General features: G+C 64.7%; 13 protein-coding genes. 8 read left to right on the top strand and 5 right to left on the bottom strand.

Annotation, left to right across the window (positions count from 1 at the left end; genetic code table 11):
- Nucleotides 1–442: 442 nt before the first annotated feature.
- From QZ213_RS14550 to QZ213_RS14530, 5 genes are all read left to right on the top strand, one after another.
- Nucleotides 443–1,357 carry a branched-chain amino acid ABC transporter permease LivH gene (locus QZ213_RS14550; protein ID WP_291686779.1) on the top strand — a complete coding sequence of 305 codons (915 nt, stop codon included), beginning with the start codon at nucleotides 443–445 and terminating at the stop codon, nucleotides 1,355–1,357.
- Between the two features lie 11 nt (nucleotides 1,358–1,368).
- Nucleotides 1,369–2,694, top strand: coding sequence for a high-affinity branched-chain amino acid ABC transporter permease LivM (gene livM, locus QZ213_RS14545; protein WP_291686778.1), 1,326 nt, complete (start codon nucleotides 1,369–1,371; stop codon nucleotides 2,692–2,694).
- A complete protein-coding gene (locus QZ213_RS14540; protein WP_291686777.1) occupies nucleotides 2,691–3,524 on the top strand; it encodes an ABC transporter ATP-binding protein in 834 nt (277 codons plus the stop codon). The genes livM and QZ213_RS14540 overlap by 4 nt, the downstream gene beginning before the upstream one ends.
- Nucleotides 3,521–4,267 (top strand): ABC transporter ATP-binding protein, encoded by a 747-nt coding sequence (locus QZ213_RS14535; RefSeq protein WP_291686776.1) that lies wholly within the window; start codon nucleotides 3,521–3,523, stop codon nucleotides 4,265–4,267. The genes QZ213_RS14540 and QZ213_RS14535 overlap by 4 nt, the downstream gene beginning before the upstream one ends.
- 130 nt (nucleotides 4,268–4,397) lie before the next feature.
- Nucleotides 4,398–5,516 carry a branched-chain amino acid ABC transporter substrate-binding protein gene (locus QZ213_RS14530; RefSeq protein ID WP_291686775.1) on the top strand — a complete coding sequence of 373 codons (1,119 nt, stop codon included), beginning with the start codon at nucleotides 4,398–4,400 and terminating at the stop codon, nucleotides 5,514–5,516.
- A 63-nt stretch (nucleotides 5,517–5,579) separates the two neighbouring features.
- Here QZ213_RS14530 and QZ213_RS14525 read toward each other — a convergent pair whose 3' ends face one another.
- The gene (locus QZ213_RS14525) at nucleotides 5,580–5,981 is read right to left on the bottom strand and encodes a response regulator (protein ID WP_291686774.1); all 402 of its coding nucleotides are present in this window, start codon (nucleotides 5,979–5,981) and stop codon (nucleotides 5,580–5,582) included.
- Nucleotides 5,982–6,310: 329 nt separating this feature from the next.
- Here QZ213_RS14525 and QZ213_RS14520 point away from each other — a divergent pair, with 329 nt between their 5' ends.
- On the top strand, nucleotides 6,311–7,306 hold the full coding sequence (locus tag QZ213_RS14520; protein ID WP_291686773.1) for a P1 family peptidase: 996 nt from the start codon (nucleotides 6,311–6,313) through the stop codon (nucleotides 7,304–7,306).
- Between the two features lie 29 nt (nucleotides 7,307–7,335).
- On the opposite strand, the gene QZ213_RS14515 is transcribed toward QZ213_RS14520, so the two are convergent.
- On the bottom strand, nucleotides 7,336–8,160 hold the full coding sequence (locus tag QZ213_RS14515) for an EF-hand domain-containing protein (RefSeq protein ID WP_291686780.1): 825 nt from the start codon (nucleotides 8,158–8,160) through the stop codon (nucleotides 7,336–7,338).
- A 261-nt stretch (nucleotides 8,161–8,421) separates the two neighbouring features.
- On the opposite strand from QZ213_RS14515, the gene rpe reads away from it, so the two are divergent.
- A complete protein-coding gene (rpe, locus tag QZ213_RS14510; RefSeq protein WP_291686772.1) occupies nucleotides 8,422–9,123 on the top strand; it encodes a ribulose-phosphate 3-epimerase in 702 nt (233 codons plus the stop codon).
- Here rpe and QZ213_RS14505 read toward each other — a convergent pair.
- The 3 genes from QZ213_RS14505 to QZ213_RS14495 form a co-directional block, all read right to left on the bottom strand.
- Complete coding sequence (locus tag QZ213_RS14505) at nucleotides 9,120–10,571, bottom strand: bifunctional serine/threonine-protein kinase/universal stress protein (RefSeq protein ID WP_291686771.1); 1,452 nt, start codon at nucleotides 10,569–10,571, stop codon at nucleotides 9,120–9,122. The genes rpe and QZ213_RS14505 overlap by 4 nt on opposite strands.
- 3 nt (nucleotides 10,572–10,574) lie before the next feature.
- Entirely contained in the window at nucleotides 10,575–11,315 is a 741-nt protein-coding gene (locus tag QZ213_RS14500; RefSeq protein ID WP_291686770.1) for a metallophosphoesterase family protein, read from the bottom strand.
- A gap of 161 nt (nucleotides 11,316–11,476) precedes the next feature.
- Entirely contained in the window at nucleotides 11,477–12,073 is a 597-nt protein-coding gene (locus QZ213_RS14495; RefSeq protein ID WP_291686769.1) for a TetR family transcriptional regulator, read from the bottom strand.
- Nucleotides 12,074–12,487: 414 nt separating this feature from the next.
- Between QZ213_RS14495 and QZ213_RS14490 the strand changes: the two genes are divergently transcribed.
- Nucleotides 12,488–12,999, top strand: a 512-nt coding sequence (locus tag QZ213_RS14490; protein ID WP_291686768.1) for a lyase family protein, incomplete at its 3' end; no start/stop codon positions are given.

The raw sequence follows: 12,999 nt of genomic DNA, 5'->3' as shown, positions 1-12,999 counted from the left end.
TGGCCCTGACGGCTCGGATCCTGCTGCTGTTGTCCGGGCTTCTGGCCGCCGCCCTGCTGCTGGCCGGGCTTCTGACCCGGGTTCTGGTTCTGCTGGCCCGGGTTCTGGGTTTGGTTGGTCATCTGGATCTCCCTGGTTGAACGCAGTCAGGGATAACTGCAAAGGCCGGGATTGGTTTCTGGGAGAATTCAGTTCCCCGGTGGTTCTTGCGTGGCGTTGGTTTGTTGCGACCGTGGCGGCCGGAACTCGGGCAAAAAAACTGGCTCTGTACAAGCCGTTTAAGCCGCACCCCACGCTGTTGCCGCCCCGGGTTCCCACTGTTAGAAAACGGGACGCGTCGTTCCGGCTGCCGGGGCCATCGCCGCGACTTACTAAAGTGGGCATTTTCTTGCGGCAAACCGGATTCCACTTTGCCGGAAAATGCTCCAAACAACGGCAGCGCATGGATTATTTCGCCCAGCAACTGATCAACGGCCTCGTACTCGGCTCGATCTACGGCCTGATCGCCATCGGTTACACCATGGTCTACGGCATCGTCGGCATGATCAATTTCGCTCATGGCGACATCTTCATGATCGGCGGCTTCATCGCGCTGATCTCGTTCCTGGTGCTGGTCTCGCTCGGGCTGACCGCGGTCCCCCTGATCCTCCTGATCGTGCTGCTGGTGTCGATGGCGATCACGGCGCTGTACGGCTGGACCGTGGAGCGGATCGCCTATCGGCCGCTGCGGCATTCGTTCCGGCTGGCGCCGATGCTGTCGGCGATCGGCATGTCGTTCGTGCTGTCGAATTATTCGCAGGTCGCGCAAGGCGCCCGCGTCAAGCCGGTGCCGCCGATCATCACCGGCGGCTATACCCTGCTGGACAACGAGGGTTTCGTGGTGCGGCTGTCGAATGTGCAGATCGTCGTCGTCATCACCACCATCGTGCTGCTGGCGATCTTCACCTGGCTGGTGGCGCGCACCCGCCTCGGCCGCGACATGCGCGCCTGCGAGCAGGACCAGACCATGGCGGCGCTACTCGGGGTCGATGTCGACCGCACCATCTCCATGACCTTCGTCATCGGGGCCGCGCTCGCCGCCGTCGCGGGCATGATGTATCTGCTGTATTACGGTCTGGTGGATTTCTTCATGGGCTTCGTCGCGGGCATCAAGGCGTTCACCGCCGCCGTGCTCGGCGGCATCGGCTCGCTGCCCGGCGCGATGCTGGGCGGGCTTGCGATCGGCCTGATCGAAACCATGTGGTCGGCCTATTTCTCGGTCGAATACAAGGACGTCGCCGCGTTCTCGATCCTGATCGTGGTGCTGATCTTCATGCCGACCGGCCTGTTGGGCCGGCCCGAAGTTGAAAAAGTTTGACGGGCGAGCGCGTGACAGCACCCACGCTCGAACCGGCATCTGCGTCGCGCGGCTCTATCGCCGCCTTCATCTTCAAGAAGGCCCTGATCAGCGCACTCGTCGCGCTGGTGCTGTTTTCGCTGATGATCGGCATCCGTACCGAAGCAGGACCTACGGGGCAGTTGATCTACTGGACGCGGTTTCCGGAACTCGCAGGCATGGTCGCCGCCGTGTTCGCCGGCAGCATCGCCGTGGAATTGCTGCGGCTGTGGTGGGGGCCGGTCGGCACCGTCATGGTCGTTCCGCCGAAGGTGCAAAGCGCGCTTGCGCTGGCGCGGCGCGCGATCGCGCCGCTGCTCTTGATCTTCACCTTCCTGGTGCCGGTGATCTTCTATCAACAGCGCTACATCCTCGATCTCGGCATTCTGGTGCTGACTTATGTGATGCTGGGATGGGGGCTGAACGTGGTGGTCGGCCTCGCCGGCCTGCTCGACCTCGGCTATGTGGCGTTCTATGCGGTCGGCGCCTATTCCTATGCGCTGCTCGCGACCAACTTCGGGCTGTCGTTCTGGATCTGCCTGCCGCTCGCCGGCATCCTCGCCGCTCTCTGGGGCGTGATGCTGGGCTTTCCAGTGCTGCGGCTGCGCGGTGACTATCTCGCCATCGTCACCCTGGCATTCGGCGAGATCATCCGCCTCGTCATCATCAACTGGCAGAGCCTGACCGGCGGCCCCAACGGCGTCTCCGGCATCCCGCGTCCGACTTTGTTCGGTATTCCCCTCACCCCGGCCGATGACGGCCTTGCGGCAAAGCTCGGCATCGAGTTTTCGCCGACCCATCGCATCGTGTTCCTGTTCTACCTGATCCTGGCACTGGCGCTCCTGACCAACTGGGTGACGATCAGGCTGCGGCGTCTGCCGATCGGCCGCGCCTGGGAGGCGCTGCGCGAGGACGAGGTCGCCTGCCGCGCGCTCGGCATCAACATCACCACCACGAAACTCACGGCGTTCGCGACCGGCGCCATGTTCGGCGGCTTCGCCGGCGCGTTCTTCGCGACGCGCCAGGGCTTCATCAGTCCGGAATCCTTCACCTTCCAGGAATCGGCGCTGGTGCTGGCGATCGTCGTGCTCGGCGGCATGGGCTCGCAGCTGGGCGTCGCGCTCGCCGCGCTCGCCATGATCGGCGGTTTCGAGCTGTTCCGCGGCCTCGATCAATACCGCATGCTGGTCTTCGGCGTCGCCATGGTGCTGCTGATGATCTGGCGGCCGCGCGGGCTGATCGGCCACCGTGCCCCGACCGTTTACCTCGAACACAGCCAGGCCATCTCGTCCGACCTCGTCAAGGAGGGCCACGGATGAGAGTGAATTGCATCCTGTCGGTCGATCACTTGAGCATGCGGTTCGGCGGCATCGTCGCCGTCAACGACCTGTCTTTCACCGCCGAGCGTCGCAAGATCACCGCCCTGATCGGGCCGAACGGCGCCGGCAAGACCACCGTATTCAACTGCATCACCGGATTCTACAAGCCGTCCGGCGGCACGATGCGGCTGACGCATGACGACGGCCGCGCCATCCAGCTCGAGAGGCTGAACGACTTCCGCATTTCGAAACAGGCGAAGGTCGCGCGCACCTTCCAGAACATCCGGCTGTTTCCCGGCATGACCGCGCTGGAAAACCTGATGGTGGCGCAGCACAACGCGCTGATGCGGGCATCGGGCCTCACCTTTCTCGGCCTGATCGGCGCGCCGTCCTGGCGCACGGCGGAAAAGCGCGCGATCGACCTGGCGACGCTGTGGCTCAAGCGCATCGGGCTGCTCGACCGCGCCGACGACGCCGCCGGCAATCTGCCCTATGGCGATCAGCGCCGCCTCGAGATCGCGCGCGCGATGTGCACCGAGCCGGCGCTGCTCTGCCTCGACGAACCCGCCGCCGGCCTGAACGCGCGCGAAAGCGCGGGCTTGAGCGAATTGCTGCTCTCGATCCGCGATGACCATGGCGCCTCGATCCTGTTGATCGAGCACGACATGTCGGTGGTGATGGAAATTTCCGACCACGTCGTGGTGATGGATTACGGTGTCAAGATCGCCGAAGGCAGCCCACGGGAGGTCCGCGATGATCCCAGGGTAATCGCGGCCTATCTCGGCGCCGACGAGGAAGAAGCGATCGCGGTGATGGAGAGCGGAACGTGAGTGCGCCCCCCGCCGCGCCCCTGCTCGCGATCCGCAGCCTTCGCGCGGCCTATGGCAAGATCGAGGCGCTGAAAGGCGTCGATCTCAAGATCAACCCGGGGGAGATCGTCGCGCTGATCGGGGCCAACGGCGCCGGCAAGTCGACGCTGATGATGACGATCTTCGGCAGGCCGCACGCCCGCTCCGGCCAAATCCTGTTCGACGGCCGCGACATCACTGACGTGCCTACCCACGAGATCGCGCGGCTGCGCATCGCGCAATCGCCGGAAGGCCGCCGGATTTTCCCGCGCATGAGCGTCGCCGAAAACCTGCAGATGGGCGCCGACGCCACCGACTGCAGCGAGGCCGAGCGCGAAGCCGGGCTCGAACGCGTCTTCGCGCTGTTCCCGCGGCTTAAAGAGCGCATGACCCAGCGCGGCGGCACCCTGTCGGGCGGCGAACAGCAGATGCTGGCAATCGGGCGCGCGCTGATGAGCCGCCCTCGCCTGTTGATGCTGGACGAACCTTCGCTGGGCCTGGCGCCGCTGATCGCGCGCCAGATTTTCGACGCAATCCGCACCCTGAACCGGCAGGACGGCCTCACCGTGCTGATTGTCGAGCAGAACGCCAATCATGCGCTGCGGCTGGCCCATCGCGGCTATGTCATGGTCAACGGCCTGATTACGCTGGAAGGAACCGGCGCCGAGCTTTTGCAGCGTCCGGAAATCCGCGCCGCCTATCTGGAGGGCGGCCGGCGGGGGTGAACCCGGCGGCGAAGTGCCGCGCCGCCTGCAAATTGCCGATGACTTCACCGCGAATTCAGCCGACAATGGACATGATTTTCAACCCCGGCCCGCCCGGCTTCCCGTAGCGATCTACCCGCGAGGACTCCTCATGAAATCATTGAAACTGATCGGTCTGGCATTCGGCGCTTCTTTGGCGCTGTCCACCGCGGCCTTTGCGCAGGACATCACCATCGCCGTGGCAGGCCCGATGACGGGCGGCGAATCCGCGTTCGGGCGGCAGTTGAAGAACGGCGCCGACATGGCGATCGCCGATCTCAACACCGCCGGCGGCCTGCTCGGCAAGAAACTGGCGCTGGATGTCGAGGACGACGCCTGCGATCCCAAGCAGGCGCGCTCGGTGGCGGAAAAGATCGCCAGCGCCAAGATCCCGTTCGTCGCCGGCCATTATTGCTCGTCGTCGTCGATCCCGGCGTCGGAAGCCTATGCCGACGGCAACGTGTTGCAGATCACGCCGGCCTCCACCAACCCGCTGTTCACGGAGCGCAAGCTCTGGAACGTGGCGCGCGTCTGCGGCCGCGACGATCAACAGGGCCTGGTCGCCGCCCAATACATCGCCAAGAATTACAAGGGCAAGAACGTCGCCATCCTCAACGACAAGACCACCTACGGCAAAGGCCTCGCCGACGAGACCAAGAAGGCGCTCAACAAGGCCGGCGTCACCGAAAAGCTGTTCGAGTCCTACAACAAGGGCGACAAGGACTTTAACGCCATCGTATCGCGCCTGAAGCTCGAAAAGATCGATCTGGTCTATGTCGGCGGCTACCACCAGGAATCCGGCCTGATCCTTCGTCAGATGCGTGACCAGGGCCTGCAGACCGTGCTCATGGCCGGCGACGCGCTGGCCGACAAGGAGTTCGCCTCGATCACCGGCCCCGCCGCGGAAGGCACGCTGTTCACCTTCGGCCCCGACCCGCGCAACAAGCCGACCGCCAAGGCCATCGTCGAGCAGTTCAAGGCCAAGGGCATCGATCCCGAAGGCTACACGCTCTACACCTACGCCGCGATGCAGGTCTGGTCGCAGGCGGTGAAGAAAGCCGGCACCATCGACCCCAAGAAAGTCATGGACACCATCAAGGGCGGCGCCTGGGATACGGTGATCGGAAAGCTGGAGTTCGACGCCAAGGGCGACATCAAGCAACTGGACTATGTCGTCTACAAATGGGACTCCAAGGGCGGCTACACCGAAATCAATCCGAAGGGCTCGTAAGGGCTCATCGATCCCGTCACACGCCAACGCCCCGGCTTGCCGGGGCGTTTTGTCTAGGCCCTGCTAAAGAGCGCCGCGATCTTCCGAAGCGGCTGCCGGCGGCCAGGACGCCGCCCGCGCCGCTTCCACCGCGCGGATAAGTTCGTTCGGGCGAAACGGCTTCAGCAGGCAAATGACGTTGCGGAGCTCCGGCGATGCGTTGACAAAATCGAGCGCCGTCATTCCCGATATCGCGACCACCGGCAAATTGGCGACGCGCTCGCGCATCATCGTGATGACGTCGAAGCCGTTGGCTTCCTGCAGAAAGATATCGACGATCGCCAGATCGAATTTGGACGCCTCGAACTCTTTTAGTCCTGCGGCGGCGCTCGCGGCCTCGACGACTTCGAAATGGTTGACCCGCAGCACGATGCAGATCATCGCGCGCACGTCGGCCTGGTCGTCAATCACGAGAATGCGGGGCATGGCGGACTACCGATTCGATTCCGGGCCAGCCTACATCGAAGGCCTGGGTTTACGAACCACCCACCGGACAATGCTGGTTAGTGAGTAAAAGGGTGGTTACGCGCGCCAGCCTTATCTCGGGTTCCCGGCCCGATTAAGAATGATGCAACGGTCGGCGGGGGCGTTCATCACGGTCGTCTCGACTCCGGCGTGCTGCTGGCCAAGCCGTATCGCAAGCCCGATCTGGCCAGAATGATGAGAATGGCCCTCGACCATTGATCCGCCGGGGCACGACAAGGTTGACCCGAACGCGGCGCTGCGGTCATCTCAGGTCCCGCAGGAAACATGCGATGAAAAATCTCCTCACCGACATATCCGGCGTCCGCGTCGGCCACGCCGATGACAAGGCGCTCGCCTCCGGCGTCACGGCGGTCGTTTTCGATCGACCCGCGGTGGCCGCGATCGACGTGCGCGGCGGCGGCCCCGGCACCCGCGAAGGCGCGCTGCTCGACCTCGCCAACACCGTGGAGCGCATCGACGCCATCGCGCTCGGCGGCGGCTCGGCGTTCGGGCTCGAGGCGGGCGGCGGGGTGCAGGCCTGGCTTGCCGAGCAGGGCCGCGGCTTTGCGGTGCGCGGCGCGGTGATCCCGATCGTGCCCGGCGCGATCATGTTCGATCTTCTCAACGGCGGCGACAAGGCGTGGGGCCGTTTCGCGCCCTATCGCGATCTCGGCTATGCCGCGACGGCCGCGGCAACCGAGACCTTCGCGCTCGGCAGCGCCGGCGCAGGGCTCGGCGCAACCACGGCGAACTTCAAGGGCGGCCTCGGTTCGGCGTCGGCGGCGACACAAAATGGCGTGCGGGTCGCCGCACTCGCGGTGGTCAATGCGGTCGGCAGCGTCACGGTCGGCGATGGGCCCTGGTTCTGGGCGGCGCCGTTTGAAATCGGCGGTGAATATGGCGGCCGCGGACTGCCGCCGACGTTCACCCCGGACATGCTGGCGATGCGCATCAAGGGCGGCGCTGCCGCAACCCCGGTGGAGAACACCACGCTCGTCGTGGTCGTGACAGATGCCGCGCTGACCAAGCCGCAGGCCAAGCGGCTTGCGATGATCGCGCAGACCGGATTTGCCCGTGCGATCTATCCGGTGCACGCCCCGCTCGATGGCGACGTGCTGTTCGCCGCCGCAACCGGCGAAAAGCCGATCGATCCCCTCGCCGGCCTTACCGAGCTCGGCATGGTCGCGGCCAATGTGGTGGCGCGAGCGATTGCGCGAGGCGTCTACGAGGCGAACGCGCTGCCCTTCCTGGGCGCGCTGCCGGCTTGGCGGGACCGGTTCGGGTAGCCCGCCGGGTTGCCGTGTACCGGATCTACTCAGACGCTCATGGAAACTGACGAGGTGGCTCCGGACGAAACCGCCTGCGCCGCACGTTGAATCATTTGCTCAAGGAAATTGTAAGAGGCTGTCGCGCTGCTGGATGATTTCGTCGCCGCAGGCGACGTCATGGTGATGACGGAACCGTCAGCATTGGTTATGGATGTCGTGGTCGAGCCATCGCTGTTGGTCACCGAGGTCGAGGACGCGCCGTTCAGCGCCTGCAGCAATGCATCGGAGTTCGATCCGCTGGCGCCGGAACTCGAACCGCTGGCGCCGCTGGCCCCGTTCGTTCCGTCCAAATCGGCGACATGGTGATGGTGGTGGCCGCCCTTGCCGTGCGTCCCCTGCAGCGCCTTCGACATCTCGTCGAGGCTGACCGACCCGTCGCCGTTGGCGTCGAGTTTCTTGAACACGTCGTCGGCCTGCGCGATGTTGGTGCCACCGGCGCCGAGCGTATTTTCGAATTCGGCCTTGCTGATCTGGCCGTCGCCGTTGGTGTCGATCTGCGAGAACAGGTCTTTCAACGCGCTGGATGGGTCGGTCGGCGCCGATGCGGTCGTTGCCGCCGAGGTGGCGGTCGCCGTCGATGACTGGCTTTGCGCCGCAATCAGCGTGCTCATCGTCGCCGGCGAGATCTGGGTAAATCCGGTACCGCCGACAACTGGAGGCGGACTTCCTGTCTGCGTCGAGTTGTTGGCGGTATCGAACGGGTCGGTCGAGCCCTGGGTAAAGCCAGTGGTTTGCGGCGACTTCGATTTGGACGAGGTCAGCGATTGCAGCGCGTCCAGTGCGGACGAGGCGGCGCCAAGGGCAAGCAACATGGCAGAACTCCGACAAATGCCGCAGTCGCGCGGCCTTACTTTCACAGCATCAGGATCAGCAAACGCCGTGCCATCGCGAAATTCCCAATAAAACATGGGTTTTACGCAGCAGGCCTGACCCCGTAGCCCCGGCAATTGATGCCGCAAGCGGCAGATTTTTCCACCCCCACGATGCCGATTGGCCCGCATTGCCCGCAGGGCTGGCGCGTGTTACCCGGAACTCCCTGCAAGGCTTCGAAAGTATTTTCGGGAAAAGCGCACATGTCCGCCCAATTTGCGTCACGCCCCCTCGTCATCGCGCCGTCGATCCTGGCTTCCGATTTTTCCAGACTGGGCGAAGAGGTCCGCGCGGTCGATGCGGCCGGCGCCGACTGGATCCACCTCGATGTCATGGACGGGCATTTCGTGCCCAACATTTCCTACGGCCCGGACATCATCAAGGCGATCCGCCCGCACACCAAAAAGATCTTCGACGCGCATCTGATGATCTCGCCCTGCGATCCCTATCTGGAGGCCTTCGCCAAGGCCGGCTGCGATCACATCACGGTGCATGCGGAAGCCGGTCCGCATCTGCATCGCTCGCTGCAGGCGATCCGCAGCCTCGGCAAGAAGGCCGGCGTCTCGCTCAATCCGGGCACGCCGGTTTCGGCGATCGAATATGTCATCGACATGATCGACCTGGTGCTGGTGATGTCGGTCAATCCCGGCTTCGGCGGCCAGGCCTTTATCCCTTCCGCGCTCGGCAAGATCGGGGATTTGCGCGCGATGACGGCCGGACGCCCGATCGACATCGAGGTCGACGGCGGTGTCGGTCCGGATGTTTCCGGCCAGCTGGCCGCCGCCGGCGCCAACGCCTTTGTCGCCGGCTCCGCGGTGTTCAAGGGCGGCACGATGGAAACCTACAAGGCCAACATTTCCGCGATCCGCCATGCGGCGGCAAACGCGCGCGGCGAAGCAATCTAGACCTTCGCCGCAGCCGGCCGCTCTGTTGCAGGCGCCTGCTCGTGCAGCGAGGCCAGTCGCGGCGGGCGCACCACGGTGACGGTGCAGGCCGCCTCCGCCGCGACCTTGGCGGAGACGCTGCCGAGCAGCGTGCGCCTCAGCGAACTTTGCCGCGCGCCGATCACGATGTGATCGACATTGTTGGCCTCCGCAAATTCCAGGATCGCGGCCGCGGGGTCGATGGCCTCGAGAACATGCACGGTCAGCCGGTTTTCATCGAGCTTCAGCGGTGACGCCCAATGCCGCAGCGCCACCAGCCGGTCGACATGCTTGTTGTTGCCCGCTTCGTCCAGCGTCCGGTCGATGGTGACGCGGCCGAGTTTCAGGACATTCAGGCAGGCGAGCCGCGCCGCGGGCAGCGTCGCCAGGATCCGTTCGGCGGTGACGCGCAGCGCATCGTTCAGTTCGCGCGATTCCTCGGAGACGTCGAGCGCGATGGTCACGATCGGACCCGACGCCAGTTGCGCGGCCAGATCGGATTTGCCGCGCTGCTGGGTCAAATTGCCGTTGAAGCGGCGGCGCCAGACGGTGGAGATGGGATCGCGGTTCAGCCGCTCCGCCCGGCCGGTCAGCTTGATCTGGTCGGGATGCGCGAGTTCGAAAGCCAGTTGCGATGCGGTGGGGTAGCGCCAGACCGGATCGATTTCGAGACAGCGCAGCACGACTTCCTGCAGCCAGGGCGGATAGTCGGCTTTGAGTTTGCGCGGCGGATAGGGATCGCGCCACAGCCGCCGCCGCATTCCGCGCAGGGTTTCGCTCTCGCCGAACGGCCGCACGCCGGTGGTGAAGAAATACAACAGCACGCCCAGCGAAAACAGGTCGCTGCGCGGATCGTCACGCACCCCCAACAGGCGTTCGGGCGCCATATAGGGCGCGGTGCCGTAGGGAATCCGGAACTCCTCCTGCAGCAGATCCGGCAACTGGTTGTGATGCGACAGCCCGAAGTCGATCAGCACGGCCTCCCCGGTGGGACGAAACATGATGCTGCTCGGCTTGATATCGTGATGGATGACGTTCTGCCGATGCAAGTCGGCCAGCGCCGTCGCGATTTTTCCGGCGATGGCGGCGGCCTCTTCGCAAGGCAGCGGCAGTTCTCCGAGCCGGCTGTAGAGCGTGGTGCCCGGGATGACCTCGATCACGACATAGGCCTGCCGCATGAAATCGCCGGCGGCAAAGCAGGCCGGCACATGGGGCCCCGACAGCCGCGGCAGGATCATCTGCTCCATTTCGAAACTGACGATCGCGGCGGGGTCCTCGCCTTCGGATACCCTTGGCACCTTCATCAGGAGCGGTGCGGCGATATCGGGGCGCGTCACGGTCCACAGCGTCGCCATGCCGCCGCTATGAACGCACTCCCCGATGGTGAAGCCGTCGATGACCGCGCCGGGCTGAATCGAATGCTTGGCCATCGCCTACCTCCCGACCGCGAGGCGATCGGCCAGCCAATGCGGCAGGCCGTTGTCGCGGATCCGCTGCGCGGCGGCCTCGACATCGTAGGGCACCCGGCAATAGCTGATCTGCTGGCTGTCGGTATCGAACATCGCAAACGCGGCGGCCGGGTCGCCGTCGCGCGGCTGGCCCACCGAACCGAGCACGGCGAGCCATTGCCGCCCGCCCGAGAGTTGCACCGGAACATCGGCGGTCGGGATGAAGCTCGTCATCTTCGCGGTGGAAGACATCGAATACAGCGCCGGCCGGTGGATGTGGCCGCAGAAGGTGATGTGCGCTTGCGTCGCGATGAGGCTGCGCGCGGCATCCGGCGCATTCTGGACATAACGCCATCTCGGGGGATTGCTGGCCTCGGAATGCACATAGAGGCGGTCTTCGTCCCACAGCTCAAGCGGCAAATCCGCCAGAAATCGCCGCTGCTCCGCCGGGAGCCTGCCGCGGGTCCACTCCATCGCGGCCTGGGCCTCGGCATTCATGGATTCGGAAGGGGTGCCGACGGCGTTGTCGTGGTTGCCGCGCACGGCCAGCGCGCCGTTCTCGACCAGGCCCATCACGGTCTCGACGGTCCATTCGGGATCGGCGCCATACCCGACGTAGTCGCCGAGGAAAACCATCTGTTCCGCGCCGCGCGAGCGCGCATAATCGAGGCATGCGACAAACGCCTGCCGGTTGGCATGGATATCCGCGAAAACAGCCAGCAGCACGATTTCCTCCGCGCCGATCCTATTCCACGGGCCTGCGCCCGGTTTGACGGATATCAAACAACAGGCAAGTGCAGGCGCGCAATCGGACCGAAGTTAGGGAGCGCGGAACCGGAGCACCACAAGGGCGACAGCACGTAAAGGGAGGGAGGGAGGGAAATAATCTAGCGCTTGCGCGGCGCTTCCAGGCCCCTGAGCAACAGCGCCAGCACCGCGTCGACTCGCGCCGCATGGTCCGGATCGCTCCACTCGTCGGAATGGGCGGGATGATGGAAGCGGCTGGTGGCGTCGAAAAGCGCACGCGCGGTCGCTTTGGTATCGGCGACGTCGAAAGCGCCCTGCTTCGCGCCGTCATCCAGAATATGCGAGATCTGATCGACCAGGCGATCCTTGTGCGCCTTGACCACCTTGCAGGCCTCTTGCGCCAGCGCCAGGTAGGTCGCGAACATCTCGGGGTCGTCGCAGACCTTCTTGCACTTGATCCCGATCATGGCGCGCAGCCAGCGCTCCAGCCGGGCCGGCGCCGGGCCCGAACTTTCCGCGATCTCCGCGAGCGGCGCGTTGGCCCGGTCGAGCCAGCGCTTTGCGACGGCCTCCCGCAGCGACGCCTTGCTCGGGAAATGACGGTAGACGCTGCCGTGGCTGACATCGAGCGCACGGGCAACGTCCACCACCGTGGCCTTCGCCAGACCGAAACGGCGCAGCACGTCCTCGGTAACCTCCAGAATTCGCTCAGGGGTCAGAACAACGTTCTCGTTCATGCGCGCACCGTCTGTTTTCGCAAAGCGATCTGGCGGATTGTCATTGATATACCCTCTAGCGGGCAAGCCTTTCGGCCTGCGCGGCAAGATGATGGGCCACGCGGGCGTTGAGCCAGCGCTGGATTTGGGCAGTTAAATGTAAAATTTCGATCGTCATGGCGGAGTCCTCTGCAAGTCCCCAGGTAAGTGGCTCGGCCAGCGAACCCGGGGTGACGCCCAAGCATTGGCGTCGAAGCCAATATAGGGCATCTCGCTGACAGATATCAATATCTGTCAGTCAATATTCCGTGATTAACGGGATCCCCCGGCTGGATGGCCTTGGCGGGGCTCCCGTTGGCCCCTCGGCGGGCGTTTGTCTCACCCCGGCGGCTCTGCTAAAGCGCGGCGTAATCCCTAGAGCCCCACGAGTCGTCGATGATTTCCCGCTATACCCGCCCGGAAATGGCCGCCATCTGGGAGGCGCAGACGCGCTTCAAGATCTGGTTCGAGATCGAGGCGCATGCGGCTGACGCGCTGGCGGAATTGGGCGTCATCCCGAAGGAAGCCGCCAGGACCGTCTGGGCCAAGGCCCGCGACGTGATTTTCGACGTCGCCCGGATCGACGAGATCGAGCGCGAAACCAGGCATGACGTCATCGCCTTCCTGACCCATCTGGCGGAAATCGTCGGTCCCGAGGCGCGCTTCGTGCACCAGGGCATGACCTCCTCCGACGTGCTCGACACCTGCCTCAACGTGCAGTTGACCCGCGCCGCGGATCTCCTGATCGACGACGTCGACAAGGTGCTGTCAGCGCTGAAGAAGCGCGCCTTCGAGCACAAGATGACCCCGACCATCGGCCGCTCCCACGGCATCCATGCCGAACCGGTGACGTTCGGGCTGAAGCTCGCTTACGCCTATGCGGAATTCACCCGCGCCCGCGAGCGGCT

Origin of the sequence: Bradyrhizobium sp., from assembly GCF_017881085.1 — a bacterium.
GTDB lineage: Bacteria > Pseudomonadota > Alphaproteobacteria > Rhizobiales > Xanthobacteraceae > Bradyrhizobium.
This window is presented reverse-complemented; position numbering and strand designations above follow the sequence as displayed.

Coding starts and splice junctions, on each gene's coding strand:
- QZ213_RS14550 (WP_291686779.1), top strand. CDS start 443: ATGGATTATTTCGCCCAGCAACTGATCAACGGCCTCGTACTCGGCTCG.
- QZ213_RS14540 (WP_291686777.1), top strand. CDS start 2,691: ATGAGAGTGAATTGCATCCTGTCGGTCGATCACTTGAGCATGCGGTTC.
- QZ213_RS14530 (WP_291686775.1), top strand. CDS start 4,398: ATGAAATCATTGAAACTGATCGGTCTGGCATTCGGCGCTTCTTTGGCG.
- QZ213_RS14525 (WP_291686774.1), bottom strand. CDS start 5,981: ATGCCCCGCATTCTCGTGATTGACGACCAGGCCGACGTGCGCGCGATG.
- QZ213_RS14520 (WP_291686773.1), top strand. CDS start 6,311: ATGAAAAATCTCCTCACCGACATATCCGGCGTCCGCGTCGGCCACGCC.
- QZ213_RS14515 (WP_291686780.1), bottom strand. CDS start 8,160: ATGTTGCTTGCCCTTGGCGCCGCCTCGTCCGCACTGGACGCGCTGCAA.
- rpe (WP_291686772.1), top strand. CDS start 8,422: ATGTCCGCCCAATTTGCGTCACGCCCCCTCGTCATCGCGCCGTCGATC.
- QZ213_RS14505 (WP_291686771.1), bottom strand. CDS start 10,571: ATGGCCAAGCATTCGATTCAGCCCGGCGCGGTCATCGACGGCTTCACC.
- QZ213_RS14495 (WP_291686769.1), bottom strand. CDS start 12,073: ATGAACGAGAACGTTGTTCTGACCCCTGAGCGAATTCTGGAGGTTACC.